General features: G+C 53.4%; 15 protein-coding genes. 3 read left to right on the top strand and 12 right to left on the bottom strand.

Features of this window, described 5'->3' with window-relative positions; genetic code table 11:
* Positions 1–403 precede the first annotated feature (403 nt).
* From QKW35_RS09165 to QKW35_RS09145, 5 genes are all read right to left on the bottom strand, one after another.
* Positions 404–2,512, bottom strand: coding sequence for a TonB-dependent receptor family protein (locus QKW35_RS09165; protein WP_282352503.1), 2,109 nt, complete (start codon positions 2,510–2,512; stop codon positions 404–406).
* A gap of 55 nt (positions 2,513–2,567) precedes the next feature.
* Positions 2,568–3,824: a type III PLP-dependent enzyme domain-containing protein gene (locus QKW35_RS09160; protein WP_282352501.1), complete on the bottom strand. Its 1,257-nt coding sequence runs from the start codon at positions 3,822–3,824 to the stop codon at positions 2,568–2,570.
* The gene (locus tag QKW35_RS09155; RefSeq protein ID WP_282352499.1) at positions 3,808–5,040 is read right to left on the bottom strand and encodes an MFS transporter; all 1,233 of its coding nucleotides are present in this window, start codon (positions 5,038–5,040) and stop codon (positions 3,808–3,810) included. Before QKW35_RS09155 ends, QKW35_RS09160 begins: the two co-directional genes overlap by 17 nt.
* The gene (locus QKW35_RS09150) at positions 5,030–6,913 is read right to left on the bottom strand and encodes an IucA/IucC family protein (RefSeq protein ID WP_282352497.1); all 1,884 of its coding nucleotides are present in this window, start codon (positions 6,911–6,913) and stop codon (positions 5,030–5,032) included. The genes QKW35_RS09155 and QKW35_RS09150 overlap by 11 nt, the downstream gene beginning before the upstream one ends.
* A gap of 274 nt (positions 6,914–7,187) precedes the next feature.
* Complete coding sequence (locus QKW35_RS09145) at positions 7,188–8,093, bottom strand: ABC transporter substrate-binding protein (RefSeq protein ID WP_282352495.1); 906 nt, start codon at positions 8,091–8,093, stop codon at positions 7,188–7,190.
* Positions 8,094–8,563: 470 nt separating this feature from the next.
* On the opposite strand from QKW35_RS09145, the gene QKW35_RS09140 reads away from it, so the two are divergent.
* Genes QKW35_RS09140 through fecE form a run of 3 tightly spaced genes read left to right on the top strand, consistent with a single transcriptional unit; the run spans position 8,564 to position 11,273 of the window.
* Complete coding sequence (locus QKW35_RS09140) at positions 8,564–9,562, top strand: FecCD family ABC transporter permease (RefSeq protein ID WP_282352494.1); 999 nt, start codon at positions 8,564–8,566, stop codon at positions 9,560–9,562.
* Positions 9,562–10,500 carry an iron chelate uptake ABC transporter family permease subunit gene (locus QKW35_RS09135; protein WP_282352493.1) on the top strand — a complete coding sequence of 313 codons (939 nt, stop codon included), beginning with the start codon at positions 9,562–9,564 and terminating at the stop codon, positions 10,498–10,500. The genes QKW35_RS09140 and QKW35_RS09135 overlap by 1 nt, the downstream gene beginning before the upstream one ends.
* Positions 10,500–11,273: a Fe(3+) dicitrate ABC transporter ATP-binding protein FecE gene (gene fecE, locus QKW35_RS09130; RefSeq protein WP_282352491.1), complete on the top strand. Its 774-nt coding sequence runs from the start codon at positions 10,500–10,502 to the stop codon at positions 11,271–11,273. Before QKW35_RS09135 ends, fecE begins: the two co-directional genes overlap by 1 nt.
* Positions 11,274–11,324: 51 nt before the next feature.
* Here fecE and QKW35_RS09125 read toward each other — a convergent pair whose 3' ends face one another.
* The 7 genes from QKW35_RS09125 to QKW35_RS09095 all read right to left on the bottom strand — a co-directional run bounded on the left by QKW35_RS09125 (position 11,325) and on the right by QKW35_RS09095 (position 17,870).
* Complete coding sequence (locus tag QKW35_RS09125) at positions 11,325–12,512, bottom strand: tetratricopeptide repeat protein (protein ID WP_282352489.1); 1,188 nt, start codon at positions 12,510–12,512, stop codon at positions 11,325–11,327.
* A 1-nt stretch (position 12,513) separates the two neighbouring features.
* Positions 12,514–13,158 carry an energy transducer TonB gene (locus QKW35_RS09120; protein ID WP_282352488.1) on the bottom strand — a complete coding sequence of 215 codons (645 nt, stop codon included), beginning with the start codon at positions 13,156–13,158 and terminating at the stop codon, positions 12,514–12,516.
* A 2-nt stretch (positions 13,159–13,160) separates the two neighbouring features.
* Positions 13,161–13,568 (bottom strand): ExbD/TolR family protein, encoded by a 408-nt coding sequence (locus tag QKW35_RS09115; protein WP_282352487.1) that lies wholly within the window; start codon positions 13,566–13,568, stop codon positions 13,161–13,163.
* Positions 13,568–14,098, bottom strand: coding sequence for a MotA/TolQ/ExbB proton channel family protein (locus QKW35_RS09110; RefSeq protein ID WP_282352819.1), 531 nt, complete (start codon positions 14,096–14,098; stop codon positions 13,568–13,570). Before QKW35_RS09110 ends, QKW35_RS09115 begins: the two co-directional genes overlap by 1 nt.
* Entirely contained in the window at positions 14,088–15,446 is a 1,359-nt protein-coding gene (locus QKW35_RS09105) for a MotA/TolQ/ExbB proton channel family protein (RefSeq protein ID WP_282352486.1), read from the bottom strand. Before QKW35_RS09105 ends, QKW35_RS09110 begins: the two co-directional genes overlap by 11 nt.
* Complete coding sequence (locus QKW35_RS09100) at positions 15,443–16,219, bottom strand: DUF3450 domain-containing protein (protein ID WP_282352484.1); 777 nt, start codon at positions 16,217–16,219, stop codon at positions 15,443–15,445. Before QKW35_RS09100 ends, QKW35_RS09105 begins: the two co-directional genes overlap by 4 nt.
* A gap of 688 nt (positions 16,220–16,907) precedes the next feature.
* On the bottom strand, positions 16,908–17,870 hold the full coding sequence (locus tag QKW35_RS09095) for a hypothetical protein (RefSeq protein ID WP_282352482.1): 963 nt from the start codon (positions 17,868–17,870) through the stop codon (positions 16,908–16,910).
* Positions 17,871–18,074: the final 204 nt, after the last annotated feature.

Raw genomic sequence — 18,074 nt, 5'->3', positions numbered from 1 at the left:
ATCCTGATCGGAGCACGCCTAATAAACACGATGCCCGCATGATCCTATCTTTGATAGATAAAGGGTGAACCCGCATCATTGCATCCTAGATAGAGTAGGCACTCATTACTCTTGAGCCTTCAGTAAGATTTACGCCCGACTTGATCTATCTGAGCGGGCAGCAGGAAATGGACGGCACCAGCTTTTTACATGTGCCGGGTATGTCAGCGACAAAACCGCCTGGTTTTCAGTAGCAACCCAAGCCGGTCATGAGGAATCGGGACCGTAGACAGAATAGCCTGTTGCCCAGGGAAATATGCCTGTCGCGATAAGTGTTCAGATATAGCAGTTCGCCTTAAATACACAGCGTAGCCATCCCCCTGTGCCGAGGAACGGCCAACGCTGCGGTTCTTATGCCTCGCTATTAGAAGGTGGTTGCCACTTCGATGTACGCTGTGCGCGGTTCTCCTACATACAGACCACCGTTGTTCTCGATACTGGCGCGGGTAAAGTAACGTTTATCAAACAGGTTCTTGATACCAAAGCTGATTTGGGTATCCAGACCTGCCAGGGTCAGATCACGCTGTGCAGAAAGGTTCCAACGACTGAAGCCCGGGATCTTGCCATTTGCGCCGTCAGCACTGGCAGCAACAGTGTTGGCGTCGTCGGCAAACTGTGACGACTGTGCAAAACCGCGCAGGTTCATACGCCAATCTGTCTGACGGTAGTTCAGCCCCACACTCCCTGTATGGCGTGAGTAAAGACGCAAGTCGTTACCGCTATTCTCGCCACTGGTATGCTTAGCCTGGGTATAGGCATAGCTACCGTCAACAGACAGCCCCGCCAGAACCAATTCAGACAGGTCGTAGCTAAGCGCCAGTTCCAGGCCCCGATGCCGGGTAGAACCGATATTTACATTGGCCCCGACACTGGCATCGTACTGAATCTGATTATCGAAATCGATGTAAAATAATGTGCTATCCAGCCCCAACGGACCGGACTCATAGCGGGCACCGATTTCATACAGGTCAGAACGCTCTGGCTCCAGAGAGGAGTCGCTGGCAGTCGACAACGCCAGGTGCCCCACCGCAGCGAACGAACGGTTGGCGTTGGCATACAGCAATGTACTTGGACTTAGACTGTAGCTCGCGCTAACAGATGGCAGTAATTCACTGTAATCCTCATCATCAGTGAAATTGGTGAGCAGGTTGGTGCGTGATACCGAAATGTTCTCGTAACGCAACCCCGGCACCAGCTCCAGGTTGCCAAGCGTGATGCGGTCGTCGATATACAGCGCATGTGCGTCGGTTTCGCCATCCGTGTTGCGGTTAAGTACCTCTGCAACTGACGTTGGATCAAAGCCAGCAGCACCGGAGCGACGGTAACGCTTCTCGTTACTCTCTTCACGAATATATCGGTAGCCAACGGACCATTCGTGGGTATTGTCCCCCACAACGCTCACGCGTGAGAAGCGAGGTTCAATGCCAAATACCTGATATTCACGGGGCAGGCGATCAAGCCGGGTTAAGCTGCTGTCGTTGCCGTTGGCCAACGTAAATTCTCGGAAACTGTCGCTGGCGAATACCCCTACCTCGAGATCACTCAGGGCGTCGATCTCGTTGACGTAGCGTGCAGTCACCTCCTGACGGTCACCATCAAAACGCTCGAATGAATGTGTGGACTGGAACGGGTCCGCATCGAATTCAGCGCTGCTCAGTGGTCCTGGCAAGATGGCCTCCGCTTCATACAGATTAATCCGTCCCTCAATGCGGGAGGTATCACCAACCGGGACGGTGTATTTCAATAACAGGTTATCGATATCCTGGTCATTGTTTTCGCGGAAACCGTCACCGTGATCTCCACTGTAACTCAGCAGCGCACCGGCGCCGTTTTCGGCAGTACCTCCGATGCTGAAGCTGCCATTCAGGCGGCTCTCCTCACCATCGCTGGTAGACATTTCGGAACGCAACGCCAGACGGCCAGCAACATCATCCGGAATGGCCGGGGTGATAAAATTCACTACCCCCCCTATATTCTGTGGACCGTAACGTACAGCACTACCGCCTTTTACTACATCAATCGCCTTGATATTTCCCAGACTGATCGGCGCCATCGAGAGTTGCGGCTGTCCATACGGCGCGTTAGCCAGCGGCACGCCATCGAGCAGTACCGTTGCCCGAGAGGTCAGACGTGACCCCAGACCACGTAGGCCAATATTTAGCGCAAAGTCACCACTGCCGGTCCCGTTATTTTCCGGCACTTGGACACCGGGTAGAAGACGCAGCGCTTCTGCCACGGTGTTCGCTCCGCTCTCTTCAATCTGCTCCTCGCGCACCACATGGCGCGCACCGGCATGGGCTTTGACCAGTTCCGGGTCGGCATCGTCCAGCCAGTTCCCGACCACCATAATCGTGTCGTTATCTTGCGTGGGCGACTTTTCGGTCGCTGCAGCAGTCGCTGCAGACACCGCCAGCGTCAGCGGCGCGACGCTTACAATCAATCCCACTTTGCGGGTTAAGGACTCGGTTAACATTAAACCTCCTGTTTATAGTATGAATTCAAAGTTTTTTGGTCGGGGAAACCGGTGTTTAAAGCGTTCCCAACGGGGATGGGATGCGCTCAAGGTACTGACTGTCAGCGAACTGCTCCGGCAACCGTAGCCATTCGCTCATCTGTCCAGCTCCGCGCCACAGCACACAGCCAGGACGCAAGTGGATAAAAGGAACTGTTCGGGAGAGGTTGTAGGCGCCCAGCCCATGCATCAGCAGCAGATCATCTTTATGCAAAGGGGGTAACTGCGCCTGATCGGTGATGCAATCGTGGTTCATACAGGAACTACCCAGCAAGCGAGTCGTGACTTGGCGTCCATTGAGGTTGCCACCTGCAGCCAAACGTATCGGGTGACGGTAGGTTCGCACCGTAGGCGATACATTAATGCCACCATCAACGATCCAGTTGTGGTCACCGCGCTCGCCAATGACCGACATCAGCAAGCCACCACAGGCATCCACCAGAGTGCGTCCCGGTTCAAGGATAATGCGGGTATTGGGGGCCACTTCCAGCAAAGGCGGCAACACCGCCTGCAAATATTGCTCGGCACACATGGGGGCGTATACTTCACTACGTGATTCATCCCAACGCGGACTTATTCCCGCCAGCCCCCCACCGATATCAAGCCAGTCAAGCTCTGTACCAAATTTCGAGCGCAACTGAACCACGACCTCAGCCATGGTAATCCCCATGTGGCGGAACCGTTCCAGATCGCGGATATTGGTCCCCAGGTGGCAATGCAAACCGGCCAGTCGCAAGCCGGGCTGGGTGTAGATCCATTCAATGCAACGCCACGCCTCACCACTGTGCCAATCAAAACCAAATCGGCCCCATGCTTCATCGGAACGCTCAACCACCAGCCGGATTCCTACGGGTACGGGGCGTTTCAGAGTTGCCCCCAACGCAGCTAAACGCTTCAGCTCGGCCTTATTGTCGGCATTCAGTATGCAGCCGTCGGCAACAGCGTTGGCGAGATCTTCATCGCTTTTCGCAGGTCCGTTAAACACGATCTGCTGCGCAGGCACCCCAAGGCTCTTCGCCAACTGGTACTCGTGGCCGGATACAACTTCCGCCCAGGCACCGTCCTGATGGAGCAGGTTGATCAAGCCATGCAGCGGATTGGTTTTGTAGGAGTAGGCAACCGTACCGTTGCACGTCATACGCTGCAGCGCATTTTTCAACTCCGCGAATCGCGTACGCAGGGTACGCTCACAAATCAGATATAAAGGAGAGGCAAAATTGCGCACCAAGGCACGCGCGTCTGCCGGTGATATATCGTCAAACGGGTGTAGCATGGCCGGTCTCTTTTTCATTCGGGTATTGAGAAAGGATGAGTTTACGCAGCCACCACAACCACAACGCCAGCAGCAGATAGGTCAATGCCACCGCGCCAAATGCCAGAGTGCTGTTGTAAAGAGCCGCCACCAGCCCTCCAAGCAGGTATCCGCTGAAGTTGCCAAGTTTGACCGCCGCTTGTCCTGGCCCCACACTGCGCCCGGACGTCGCACGAAGACGGCTGAGTAAACCAAATAAAGTAGGCATCGTTGCCGCAAGACAGATCCCCCAGGCAAAGCGCAAGACCAGCAAGCTCCACAGGTTCTGTTCCAAGGAATGCAGCAACATCAATAGGGCACTGAACAACGCCAAAGCCGATGCCTGCAGCAGAACCGTGTCATTACGCTGACCATCCAGCCTCCGGCCCCATAACGGGGCTGCAACCAGCATCGCTAGCCCACTCGCGCCATACAACACACCGATCAGCATATTGCTAACCGCTAAGCTGTCTTCCACATAAAGGGCGAAGAACGATTGTGGCATCATACGGGCCACCTGGCAGATCACGAGCGCAAGCAACAGTCCCTGCACAATCACCTTTCCATGCTGCCAGTGTGGTGCGGCGGCTTCGTTCGGGTGCGTGATTGAATTTATCTGTTTACGGTCATCCGTCAGGGCAACCAGCATAACCAGAGCAACTGCTATGCAGGCTGCGGCGGCAAACTGAAAGATCTGAGAGTAATCCCACAGGTCTGAGACCAGCCCCCCTACCACCGGCCCCAGTAAAGTTCCGGCGGCAGTTGCGCTTTGCAGATAGCCCAGAGTACGGCTGCGGGTATTTTCCGTGCAAAGATGGAGGCCGTAAGCCATTGCAGCAGCGATTACCCCCGCCAATGCCCCTTGCAACAGGCGCAAACACAAGATCATAAGGATCAAGTCCTGCTGTGCGATCAGCCATTGGGTGAGTGCCAATCCCAGCAAAGCCCTGAGCACCATCCATTTATGACCGTAACGGTCTCCTATCCGTCCCCAGAACGCGGCAGTGGCAAATGCAGTGATCATCGGTGCGGCGATAAGAGCCGCACTCCACAGCAACAGCAGCTCACCTTGCAACCCAACCTGATCACGCAGGAAGAGAGGCCAGAATGGCCCACTCATTTCCATCGCCGCAATGGCTATACACTGTCCGCCCCACAGGAACCAGAGGGAGCGTCTGTGTACTGTGTTAGCCTGCATCCGGCAGCCCTTGCAGCGGGTTCGGTAAGTCGATGTAAATGTAGTGATGCGACGTTTCATCCAATCGCATACGGGTCAGCGCTTTCAGCTGCCAGTCCTGCTCCAGGATGGCGCGATACTCCGTCTGCCAGCGTTCTGACGGAACGTGCGGCTGCAGATCGGTAAAGCGATCAACGATTACTTGCTGGACACATTGCCACAGCGTTGTTTCAGCGATACCAAAAGTACGATGAAGACAGAGAACAACTTCGCCCAAATGCCCCTGCAGAACTGCATGCAGGAATTTGTTGCGTACTTCCTCCGCATCAGTGGTGACCGTTACTGCCCCCGGATAGGGTTTCAGTTCAAAACCATGTTGCGCCAAGGTGGGAGCATGTATTCGGATTCCACCAAAGTCCCTTGCAAGCACTCGGGTCAAACGATGTTGCTGGTCAAACACTGCTACGGCATTCTGCTGATGCGCTTCCAGTGCGATACCGTAGCGCAGGAACAGGTCCAGATGCCCTGCCAGCACTCGCGATGCATAATCCGCAAAGTACTGCATGATAGCCGGCTCATCGTCAGCACCGGCCGCAGTTAAAATCTCCTTCAGCAAAGGCTCTCGAGTAACCGGGCTGTCCACGAACAAGGCAGCCACAGCCAGAGCGATTTCGCCGGCTTCGATGCAGCTCGCCGGGCTACCGCGGAACAGTACCGAGAGGAAGCGCATATCATCGTCATGTACGTCTGCGCCTGGTCGACGCAAGTGCATTCCGACCGACTCTGGCAGAATTCTCAAAGCTGTGCCGATATGTTCATCCCGCGCGCAGATCTGCTGCAAAATCTCTGTGACCTGTGGTCCGGTCTGCACGGATGCAGGTGAGACTGTGCGTACAGCGCTGGTCGCCTGCACCGCCACCGGCAGCTTGATATGCGGTGCCAATGGCTGATTGATCGGTGCCATCGTGCGGAACGACATGGTCGCCCCGGTGGTCATCTCCGGGCCATCCAACATACAGATATGATTCGCCGCGATATCCGCTGCAAAGCGCCGCGGGATCACCGTTTCCGCCTGCCAATGATGCACTGGCACCGGTGCGTATTCATCGGCATCAAACCCACGCTGAGCCAACTCTGCTTGCCACTGTGCCAACCACTCTGGATAGTGATCGGCCAGCCAATCAACTGCAGTGTCAGCTTGATCCATTCTCAGCTGCACATGCAGATGGCTGCGTCGGACAGCGGCCAAGCGCACGCTGGCACCGCCACGAAACTCGGGTGAATACTGCAGAACTTCGGCGGGTCTCAATCCTAGTTTGGTTTTGGAGCAGGGATGGTAAGGATGTCCGATGGCAGCCCACTGCTCAAAGAACAACGCAGGATCACTGCCCACTCCACCTGCACGAACCCATAGCCAGAAACTTTCACAGCCAGCGTCTTTTACTTGTTGGGCTAACTCATCATTCCAGCGTCGACGGTAGGCCAGACACATCGCATTGTTGAAAATGCCGTTATTCAGCTCCTCTTTCAGAGTCCGCCAATCGTTGTCTGCCAAGCAGGCCCCGGCTTCTACAGCAAGAAGCGCCAATAGCTCCTGTACATCATTCAGCTCGCGACTCTCTGCCGATCCATGACCGATCAGCTCGATACCCTCAAACCCTTCGAAGCGGCATAGAGAAACTTGGCGAACGCCTTTTAGCAGCAACATAGCTCGGCTGCGCCACATTGGCACAACCAGCTCTCCTGTACCACGATCAACAAAGCTCAGCATTTGCTCTCTCAAGGCTGCCTGCAGTAACTGCTGCAGACATTTGCGTGTTGCCTGCACCTGAAAACGCTGTAAGGCCGGAAAACTATTCACATCGTATGTGTTCTGAGCGATCGTCGGGTCCATGTGCCCTCTCTCCCTAGGTACGCGAAAATAAGCTTTTACATGAGCACGTTACAGCCACCCGATGAGGGAGGAAGCTCACATACACGACCGAATACTATATGATAATAATTCGCATTACCAGTTACATATGATTATTAATTACTTTTCGTAACCCAAGCTTCATCAAAACATCTCTATCTTCGTACCAATGCAGACACCCCGTCGTGAATGAAATTTCGCCGCGGGTCCAGCAGGAGGGGGATTAAGCCTGGGCCTTGCAGAAAGCCCCATTGAATTAACGCTGCACCGCGTCTAGTACGTCTTTGGCAATCAACTCTGCACCCAAAATCCCTCGACCCAATGACCATGCGTTGGGGTCGACCTGAACGATTTGCCGCTGATTGACCGCTGCCAAATACGACCAGACAGGATGTTGTTGCCAGCGCTTTAGGATATCGGCACCACCCTGCTGAGACACGTAATCCCCAAGCAAGAGCCAATCGGGATTGATGCCCGCCAGCTGTTCGAGACCGACCGGGATATATGGCCTGTTATCGTTTTGTGGGACCGCATTATTAAGCCCAAGACGTCGCAGCACGCCGCTGGCAAAGGCCCGGCTGCCATGCAACGTAACACTTTTATGACTTGCAACAGCAAATAGCAGGCGCTGTCCTTTTAATAAACGTTGCAGCTGCGCTGCGTAGCGATCCATGGTCAGATGATGTTGCCGCAACGCCTGTTCTACCTCACCCTCACGCCCCAGCGCTTTGCCTATCTTTCGAGCATCCAGCAGTAACTCTTGATACCCGGCCCCGTAGCTAGCTAGCAGAATTGTTGGCGCAATAGCCTGCAACTTGTCGTAGATGGTCTGGTGACGAAGTTGGTCAGCAATGATCAGGTCCGGATACAGGCTTGCGATGGTTTCCAGATCCGGTTGCCCGCGTAACCCAACCGACCGATATGCCCCCATTTGCTGCCTTATATCCGGCAAAATACGCTGTTCACGACGATCATCCGCAACACCAACAGGACTGATGCCAGCCAAGATAGCCGCATCCAGGAAGGAGTACTCCAGCACAACCACACGTGGCGACTTCGCTGGGGGTGCTTCCCGCCATCCGGCCTCTGATCGCGGCTGAGCACATGCAACATTGATCAGAACTACACTAAGCAGTCCACACACCCACTGTAAATGCGTCATCGTTCAACTCCCTAAACAGCCTGAATAGATTGGTACTGGTCGACGGGCGTAATTATCGTTAAATCCAGCGGGCCTGCGTTTTGGCCAGAGCCAATGGGAAAATCCAATACACTATCCGTGTTTCACCGGGTCAATTGCCGCGGCGCCATAACCCTCACTAGAGTATCCATTACAAAGTTGCCACAGTAAATACAAATCATTATCATATTGCTTATCAAAATTACTTAACGCACCCACAAAAGTATCCTGGCATGCCAGCAGGGAAAGGCGAGCATTCCGTTGACCTATAACTCTATTCAGTCCGAAATCCGGACAAACCTTCTACGTAGATTGAACCTGTCTCCAGGTCATTGCCGAGCGCTATATCCATCCCGTTCACCTTTACGCTCGATATTGAGGATCAGTCATAGAGAAACAGCATGTCGGATGGTCATGCAGGTCCACCAAGAGCACGTTCGGTGATCTGACTGATGTATTTTCGTACCCAACCGATTTTGCCACTCTCGCTGCTGTTCTTACTCTTGGCCAGTGGCTTTGTTACCGCCTTGCTTGGCGGGTCAACCTTCAATCTGCAGTTACGGCACCTCTGGGAGGCTCTGTCAGGCAACCAAACCCTGGCGACAGAACTTATTCTCAGCCTCCGACTGCCACGCGTGTTGATTGCCTCCGCCGTAGGAGCCGCTCTTGCAATCTCCGGGGCACTGATGCAAGGCATCACGCGCAATCCACTGGCGTCACCAACACTTTTTGGAATCAACGCAGGTGCTGCATGCCTGTTGGTGGTTGGGCAAACCATTAGTATCCCGCTCTTATCCGATATGCCCCTCTTGATACAAACAATGCTGGGGGCACTGCTGGCAGGCGCTGCTGTGTTTCTGTTAAGCGGTGGTACCACTGGCCGCTTACACCCCTCTCGCATGATCCTGGCGGGTGTAGCGGTAAATGCCCTGTTTCTTGCGCTCACCCGTACCCTTCTAATTCTGGATGAACAGGCCCAATCCGTAGTTTCCTGGCTAGCTGGCTCGCTAGTTGATACAGACTGGACCCACTGGCAGCAACTTTGGCCTGCGGTACTGCTCGGAATCTCAGTGTCGCTTCTCCTGAGCCAGAAATTAAATCTGTTAGCGCTGGGAGATGAAGCAGCAGCTGGCCTGGGCGGTTCACCTGAGCGCTTACGCTTACAAGTCTCGGCAGTCGTGGTATTGCTGGCTGGATCTGCGGTCGCCGTAAGCGGCCCAATCGCCTTTCTGGGTCTGCTGGTGCCACACTTGGCACGCTTGCTGGTAGGACAAGACTACCGCATGCTGCTCCCAACAACGGGGATGCTGGGAGCAGCTCTACTCTGCTGGGCGGACTACCTGTCACGACTGCTGATCTTTCCCACAGAAACGCCTGTAGGATTGGTCCTGGCCCTGCTGGGTGCACCATTCTTTATTTGGCTGTCACGTCGGCAAGGGAGGACCGCATAATGGCGCTACGTATGGGAATAATTGCCGGTGCATTGCTGCTGTTGGCAATAGCAGGTGTCATGTTGGGTACACTGGACCTGAAACAGGCAATGACGAGCACCTGGGTGCTACAGGAGTTACGCCTATCACGCGTGCTGATAGCAATACTGGCTGGAGCGGCTCTGGGCATTGCTGGTGCGCTCACCCAAGGCGTGATACGTAACCCACTGGCCTCGCCGGACCTGATCGGTGTTACAGCCGGAAGCGGGCTGGCAGCAACCACGACACTGCTGCTGTTTCCACAACTAGCGTATGGCTGGCTAATCCCCGCAGCTATTATCGGAGGCCTGTTGGCACTGCTTCTCTTGCTGTGGCTGACAGGTGATCATGCTCTTTCACCGTCGCGCCTCGTACTGGTAGGAATCGCCCTCAGCTTCTGGTTCGGCGCATTGGTCGACTGGCTCCTGAGTAGCCAGCCACAACAGATCAATGCAGCTCTGGTGTGGCTCACCGGGAGCCTTTGGGGCAGAGGCTGGTCCCATGTCTGGCTCCTTCTCCCGTGTTTTCTGGTACTGATACCGTTTGCATTGACCCTAAGTCGGAAGCTGGACCTATTGGCATTGGGGGACGACACCGCACATTGCCTGGGCACGGAGGTACGGCAAGTGCGACTGCTAGCGCTGAGCACCGCAGTCGCCTTAGCGGCCATCAGTGTGGCGGTATGTGGAGCAATTAGCTTTATCGGCCTGGTTGCTCCCCACCTGGCACGTTTGCTGGTCGGTGGCCGTCACCTGTTACTGGTACCGACCGCCGCCCTGCTGGGAGCCGCATTATTGCTCTGTGCAGACATCGCTGCCCGCACACTGGCCCCACCGATTGAGCTGCCCGCCGGAGTCCTGACCTCTGTTATAGGCGCGCCGTATTTTATGTTCCTGATGTTGCGATATCGAGGTTGGTAATGAGTTATCTGAGCATTGAAGGCCTGCGCCTGAGTTATGGCAAGCAAATTGTGATCGACAATCTCGACCTGGAGATCCGTGCCGGCAAGATTACCGCTCTAATCGGGCCGAACGGTTGCGGCAAGTCTACCTTGCTAAAAACGATCGCTCGTGTGCTAACACCGGAACGAGGTACGGTGAGGTTACGTGGTGAAGACATACACCTGCAGAATAGCCGCACCGTATCGCAACATCTCGCTCTTTTGCCTCAGTCTCCGATAACACCAGAGGGAATAAGTATTCGGGACCTGGTCAGTTACGGGCGGGCACCTTGGTGTGGACGCTGGGGTCGACTGTCAGGCGAGGATGAGCAGATCGTCTCAGATGCCCTAGAGCACGTTGGTCTGACCGAATTAGCCGACCAGCCGGCCTCCGCCCTCTCAGGCGGACAACGTCAGCGTGCCTGGATCGCTATGATTCTGGCACAGCAGACGGAGCTGGTACTGCTCGATGAACCCACGACCTGGCTGGATATCTGCCACCAAATTGAGTTGTTACAGATGATGCGCCAACTGAATCAGGCCGGCAAAACTATTGTGGTGGTGTTGCATGATTTGAATCAGGCATGTCGTTACTGCGACGAATTGGTAGTGCTGAAGCACGGCCAACTGCAACGCCAAGGTTCACCCGCCGACATTTTTACGTCAGAGCTGGTAAGCTCCGTATTTGATGTTACGGCGGAGATCCACCGGGATCCGATAGCCGGCAGTCCGACACTGGTGGCACTGAATTGATAGCTGCATCCTTATGCGGTTATCCGGGAAGCACGGTGGGAAATGGTCAACTCACGCTGGAGGGCTGATCTGATCAAGATAACTAACCCAGCCTTCTGCGGCCGTTTTCAGCTGCTTATCTTTGGCTGCAACAACCAAGGCTTTACGCGCCTTATCGTAGTGCTTGAGCTTTATCCTGGTAATACCCAACAATAACTGCAGCTGCCCCTGTTCGCCCTGACTGCTTTCTATCGCCCTTTGCAGAGTATGCTGTGCCGCTGACCATTTCTGGAGGTCAATCTGAGCGCGAGCCAATTGCGCCAGGCTCTGCTCGGTTGGGGCCACATCGTTGAGCCACTCCAAGGCGTTAACGGCTTTAGTGCTCTCACGAGCCTGGATCCAACTGCGACTCAGTAGCCGCAAGGTTTTGGCGTCTGGTTCTAAAACGCCCCGCGCCAACCCCTTCTCCAATACTTGACCCGCAAAATAGGGTATCTGTGCTCGCAACATCATCTGTGCCAACAGATGATAATCATTGCGCTCTCGAAGTACTCCCCGTTCAAAAGCTATGCGTTGATCCGCAAGCGCTGCCTTGTGATCCTTTGCCTGCAAGTGCAGAGACACCAGTTGTCGCCAATGCCCCGGCCTATCTGCATAGCGACTGATCAACCGCTTTTGTTCACGAATCGCAGCGCGCCAATGAGACTGGCGACTGTGAGCGATGACCTTCAGTTGATGCCAGCTCTCCGGGGCGACCTCACGGCTATCAATCGCACGGGATATCGGACTTATAACCTCACTCCACTGCTCAGTTTGGCTATAGGCTTGCGCCAGCAACAGGTTATCTTCACCACTCACGTTATCCGGCATTTTAAGCATCCATTGCTTCAAATACCCGATGCAATCCTCCCACTGCTCCTCAATACAGTTCAACTGGGCCAGGCTTTTTAACAGACTAGTTTGTTGCCCTCTGGGCAACACATTAAGCGCATAAGCCTCACCCAGATACCCCAAAGCCTGCTTATAGCGTTCACGCTTTACCTCCACCTGCCCCAGATTATGGGACACCAGGGCGCGGGCATATGTGCTACTCACCTTCTCTTTTACCGAGAGAAGGTGAGCGTATGCTTCAGCGTATTTTTCAGCTCCGATGAGATCGGAAGCTTGCATAAGCAACTGATAGTCCCGTTGCGGCAATTGTGAGGCAACACTCACAGGTGACGCTAGCAGCAGGAGAATAATAATCAGAAAGTGACGCATCCTATTTCTCCAGCCTGAATTCCAGTTCCTGACGCGCCCTGAACGGCACTGCTTGACCATTGACGGTACGAGTCTCAAAACGCCAAGCTTGAATGGCACTCATTACAGCTTGATCAAAGACCCCCGGCGGTGAGGACTCCACCACCGTCACGGACCCCGACTTAACGGTGCCCTGCTCCGTGATGATAAACTCCACAACAACTCGCCCTTCCTGACGGCGGCGTAAAGCGCGATGCGGATAGCGTGGTGGAATCTGGCTCAGCACTGTCGGACTGGTGTTCAGCTGCATTGATTGCGTGGCCAGAGAGAGGTTGTGAAGTGATGGTGACAGACTCACCTCGATCCCCGTACTGATATCCGGCACTGCCATATCAGGCAGCTCGACACTGAGACGGGTGGTGGTCTGCGGCTGTAACGGAGGTATGTCGGGCTCCTGTTGCGGCATTAGCGTTTCCGGCTCCGGCGGGAGCACACGTTCACGTGCCTCAATCGCAGACTCCTGCCGCACCATCAGAAAATCCAGCGCGGGATTCTGTCTTGTAGACAGAGCCTGCCTGTCTCCCACAGAGGTCATCAGAGCAAGCCCATAAAAGAGCAGTAGAGACAGACACAACGCCAGAGGCGCTGAAACCAACAACCGCATCATGCTTATTCGCCCACCTGAGTGGCCACGGTGTACTGAACCTTTGCTAAGCGCAGTTGGTCAATCAACTTCACCAATTGCCCGGTACTGGATGCCTCATCGGCCTGCACGACAACATTGATCTCTGCCTGATCACTGCGTAATCGCTCAATTGCCGGACGTACCATGCGCAGATCCAACGGTTTACGGTCCAACCAAACCTCGTCATCAGCCGTAATTGCCACCAGCACGGCGTTCTTGCTTTGCGTATCGCTGCTCTGCGCACTCGGTCGATTCACGTCGATGCCCGATTCCCGCACAAAGGAAGTGGAGACGATGAAAAAGATCAGCATAATGAACACGACATCAAGCATTGGCGTCATGTTTATTTCTGCATCATCCTGCTGTTGCGATAGATTCAAACGCTGACGCATCACCGCACTCCTTGATTTTCGTTCAGCACAAGATGTAGCTTTTGGCGTTCAACTTCAGACCAGCGCGATAGCCGGTTGTGAAACAGTAGACCCGCAACAGCCACTGCCATACCACTCATGGTAGGAAAGGTTGCACTGGCAACTCCCGCTGCCATCAGTCGGGGATTGCCGGTACCGTAAAGGGCCAGGCTATCAAAGACCTGGATCATACCGGTCACCGTACCCAGCAAGCCGATGAGAGGACACAGCGTAATCAGGGTTTTGATCAGGGCAAACTGGCTTTTGAGCGCAAGGTCAAGATCACACAACTGGCTGCGTTTTTTTACTGCCAGTGTCGCGGACACCAGCACCGAAACGGTGTACGTCTTCTGCCTTGGATAAACGACCACGCAGTAAATAACACGCTCCAATATGAGAGCGAACATCAGAAAGCTGACAACCAGAATTGGGTACAGTACCCAACCACCAGTGTGGAAAAACTGTCCCAATGCAAACAGCCAGTCATGCAGCCCCGGCAATTCAGGCAGCACGCTCAAACACCTCATCCATGTGAGCCGGCTGCGTATCCGCCAAAAGCCCTAGACTCTTCTCCTGCAGGATTTGGGTCATTCGACGACCACGCGCTGCAAGATAACTGTGGCAGAATAGCAGCGGAATCGCGACGACCAGCCCCAGTACGGTTGTAATCAGCGCCTGTGATATTCCGCCAGCCATCAGCTTCGGATCGCTGGTTCCGTATAACGTGATGCTCTGAAAGGTTGCAATCATGCCGATGACGGTTCCAAGTAATCCCAACAGAGGAGCCACCGCTGCCAGCAATTTCACAAAACTCTGGCCGCGTTCGATGCCCGGGAGTTCCTGCAATATCGCTTCATCCACTTTCAGCTCCCGCTGTTCTTGTGTCAGGTTATGCTTGGTTACCGCCAGCAGGACACGGCCCAGTGCGTTATCTTGGCTTAGCCTATCGGCCCGATTCAGCTGAGCCCGCACTTTCACCTCGCTGTAAAGCATATTCAACATCTGCAAGACCGCGACCAACAGCCCCAATGCCCCGAGAGCAAGAATCATGTAACCCACTTCACCGCCCTGCTGCACACGCTCGAATAACTTTGGCTGCCGGTCGAGCAGCCTAAATAGTTGGCCACGCGTCGGGTCTATTTGAATCTCGTTGCTGGCACCCGACAGGTAAGCGAGCAATTGCGGCATCGCCCCATCAGGCTGGGTTGGCAATACGGTCAGGCTTTGCTGCTGTATATCCCAGCTCAGATAATCTCCCTGCTCGGTTGCAGCAGAAAATAGGCCAAAACGAACCACCGGTTGCTCGGTTACGCTTCCATCGTCGTTCACCACTGGTGCGTTGAAGCGGCTGATTCGACCGGAGGCCATCATCTCTAACTGCAATTGGTACCAAAGTGTTTCTAGTTCTCGTAACGAAGGTACACGCTTGGAATCCGTGAATGCCAAAGTGTCAGCACGCCCCGGATATTCGGCGTTGGCCAGTGAATCCTCCAACACAGAACGCAGCTCGCCGGCCTCCTCTTTGACAACGCCAAACACCTCACCCAGCTGTCCGGCACGTTGCTGAATCAAAGACTCCATCTCCGCCAGCTTCAGGTCGTTTGCATCAAAAGCGTTCTTCAGTCGCTCCTGTTCCGTTGCCGCTGCCTGCAAGCGCTGTTCACTTTTTGCCAGCAACACTTGCTGCTGTTTCAGATCCGCATCAAACAGCTGTTCTCGCTGCCGATTTACTACTTCATCGGCGCTACTGAACTGACGCACCTCTTGCAGAAGTCCATCCAGATTGTGTGGTACCTCTGTTGCCTGAACAACCACAGCGCCAGCACCCAGAAGCCCCCCGATAACCATCTGTTTGATCATGAGCGCACCTCCGGAAACGGTAGGGGCAGATTAATCAGACTTGGTACTTGCTGTTGTTGTGCAATCTGTATTGCCCTGCGCAAAGTCAGATTCTGTTCTTCGGTCAACGCCTGCCAGCTATTCTCAGACGGCAGCCACATACCGCTCTCTTGTCCTCCCAGTGTCTGGAAATACAGCGCGGTGCGCCCCAAACGCAGGAAGTTCACCTGACGACGGCTGGCATCCGCTGTCAGATGCCCGCTATAGGCTTCAAATGTGCGGCCATACTGTACCTCCACCACATACGCTTCTAGAATCTGGCGGTACTTCTCTGCAACACTAACATCAGCGCGCAACAACACAGCCTTCAATTTGGCGATTCTCTGCGTCCGCTCTTCGATAAGAAATGGTAGGTCCGCAGCCACAAATTTCTGCAACGTATCAACCATGCTGTTTAGCATCGGTAGTACTGTCTTATCTGTCTCTTCAATCGATTTAAGCTGCAGTTCCAGATCCGACAATTCGCTTTCCTGGGAAGCAACCAGCAACTGCATCTGTCGGTTGTATGCCTCAATCACATCCGCCATGCGTGCATTGTTCAGGTACTTAGTACGCGCATCACGGTTAGCGAGATCCAATTGATCGATACGAGACTGAGATTTCTGCGCCGCCATATGAGATGCAGATGCTTTGTTTTCGCTGTTAGTCAACGGATTGGCGGGTAGCACTGCCGACACGGAAATCCCGAGCCCGAGCATACTTGCGGTAAGGAAAGCCTTGGTAAATCGTTTCATGGATCCTTCACAAACGACAAATGAGTAAGAATGATTTTCTGACAACCGTTACATAATCTACCGAGTAACAAGGACTTAACTAATGCCTATTCGATGCCATCGGTGCAAACTGGAAAGCTTATTGAAGCGGCTGTTGAATCTGAAACATTATATGCGAATCCTTCTCATATTCAATTGCATTAGCATTTCATTGGTTAAAAATATGAAGAGTCGAACGACTGAGCACGGGAAGTGCACTCAATTTACAAGGTAAAGTTGCATAATCGATAAAAGTAGCGGCCTAACAAAAAACCATTTCATCACTCGACGTTGGCTTGGGGCCGATTATTGCCGCCGACATTCTCGTGGCGATCCCCGTAATGCGCTACGACAAAGCTCAGGAAAACCACATCCATAGCAGCTTTCTTAGGGTGATACTCAGGGCTCTGAGTTTTAATAGGGGATGCAAAAAGGCCTGTGTGCGAAAACAATAAAGTCGTTAAGTAAGACCACTAATAATCAATAAGCTATGAGCTCTCACTACATAGGCTCCCGCGTTAATGTCTTTAACCAACAGCAGCAGTTGGTTAAAGACTTTTTCTAAGGTACCTATACGTAACTCTCAGACCTAATGAACGCAAAAGGTAGCACTGTGAGAAGCCATGAGCTGTCTAGAAAGTTAGGCTTTGACCAAGAACCTGAAGTAGCACTATGAACTCGACGTTTCCAAGTGCTTTCCGACATACGCTATAACCATCTTGCGGTCGATAATCTTGAAGTAGACATGGATGCATGACCTCTCATCACGACGCACACCAAGCGTCAAATGTTGTTTGAAAAGAACATCCTTTCCATCGAACTTAAACTCACGTTGCGCACGCAGCTTTGCAATAGAAAGCGTTGTCTCTGATTCCTGGGCGCGGTAACTTGCTCCGAGAATATCTTTAGCCGTAGTATCCGGACATCCATCTACAACAATGGCCTGGTAGTACGGACCACAAAGCTTCAACAGCATATCAATGACTTTACGTACATTTTGGTAAGACGATTCGGCGGCGCTCTCCATCGCGCTATCGAGCACAACGACAGTACCTGGAAACAGCTGATCCAGAACTTCGAGTACATCGAGCAGCGTTACATTTTCACTTAGGGCTCGATACAAAGGACTCTGAACTGAAAGTCCCTTTTCCTCATTGTCTAACTCAAAGGTGCGTTTTAAAGTCAGATTATGGCTACGTTCTTTGTGTAATAAGCCACATAAGTCTGTAACTTTCTCCTCAAGACGAGCGTTCTCAGCATCCAACATCTGTAGTCTATTTGAACGCTCATCATCGTCCGATAACTGTTTCACATGCAGCTCAATCCCTTTATTTTGGCAGACCCGAACCTCTTCCACCTGCTTTGAAACACGCCCCAGAACGAGAACGTCCTCCAGGTAAGATTTAGTCGCAGGTTCAATCTCTGTCTTGAATGCCTCGACCTCAGCCGACAACTCAAGTAAGCGGTTGGTATCCATGGCCTGGGCGGCTTGAACCAACTCTTTCCTTATCCCAACGAGTTTCTCCGGGCGAATATCCAGACTGTGGGTTATTGAGTAGTCTTTGAGGTATTCCTTAAAAGACTTCTTAGAACTGAGCTTATCCAATACCTCTAACAAGGCTTGGCGCCACACCGCCCGTATCTTAAGGTCATCATCGGAACATTCGGCGATAGGTACGTCTGACGTACTTCGCTCTAAGAGTACATTGAATTCATGATCAAACTGTAAGAACCATGAAAGGCAATCTGTAGTGGTCAACTAATTCCGGACAGTAAATTAAGCTGTTCTTCGGCTCGCGCAGGAGCCAATCCCTTGTTGTGCTGATGAGGCCTTTGG

The sequence above is a fragment of the Pontibacterium granulatum genome, from assembly GCF_029961155.1.
GTDB lineage: Bacteria > Pseudomonadota > Gammaproteobacteria > Pseudomonadales > Balneatricaceae > Pontibacterium > Pontibacterium granulatum.
This window is presented reverse-complemented; position numbering and strand designations above follow the sequence as displayed.

Excerpts from the sequence above, each read along its gene's own strand:
- QKW35_RS09165 (WP_282352503.1), bottom strand. The coding sequence starts at position 2,512 with ATGTTAACCGAGTCCTTAACCCGCAAAGTGGGATTGATTGTAAGCGTC.
- QKW35_RS09160 (WP_282352501.1), bottom strand. The coding sequence starts at position 3,824 with ATGCTACACCCGTTTGACGATATATCACCGGCAGACGCGCGTGCCTTG.
- QKW35_RS09155 (WP_282352499.1), bottom strand. The coding sequence starts at position 5,040 with ATGCAGGCTAACACAGTACACAGACGCTCCCTCTGGTTCCTGTGGGGC.
- QKW35_RS09150 (WP_282352497.1), bottom strand. The coding sequence starts at position 6,913 with ATGGACCCGACGATCGCTCAGAACACATACGATGTGAATAGTTTTCCG.
- QKW35_RS09145 (WP_282352495.1), bottom strand. The coding sequence starts at position 8,093 with ATGACGCATTTACAGTGGGTGTGTGGACTGCTTAGTGTAGTTCTGATC.
- QKW35_RS09140 (WP_282352494.1), top strand. The coding sequence starts at position 8,564 with ATGTATTTTCGTACCCAACCGATTTTGCCACTCTCGCTGCTGTTCTTA.
- QKW35_RS09135 (WP_282352493.1), top strand. The coding sequence starts at position 9,562 with ATGGCGCTACGTATGGGAATAATTGCCGGTGCATTGCTGCTGTTGGCA.
- fecE (WP_282352491.1), top strand. The coding sequence starts at position 10,500 with ATGAGTTATCTGAGCATTGAAGGCCTGCGCCTGAGTTATGGCAAGCAA.
- QKW35_RS09125 (WP_282352489.1), bottom strand. The coding sequence starts at position 12,512 with ATGCGTCACTTTCTGATTATTATTCTCCTGCTGCTAGCGTCACCTGTG.
- QKW35_RS09120 (WP_282352488.1), bottom strand. The coding sequence starts at position 13,158 with ATGATGCGGTTGTTGGTTTCAGCGCCTCTGGCGTTGTGTCTGTCTCTA.
- QKW35_RS09115 (WP_282352487.1), bottom strand. The coding sequence starts at position 13,568 with ATGCGTCAGCGTTTGAATCTATCGCAACAGCAGGATGATGCAGAAATA.
- QKW35_RS09105 (WP_282352486.1), bottom strand. The coding sequence starts at position 15,446 with ATGATCAAACAGATGGTTATCGGGGGGCTTCTGGGTGCTGGCGCTGTG.
- QKW35_RS09100 (WP_282352484.1), bottom strand. The coding sequence starts at position 16,219 with ATGAAACGATTTACCAAGGCTTTCCTTACCGCAAGTATGCTCGGGCTC.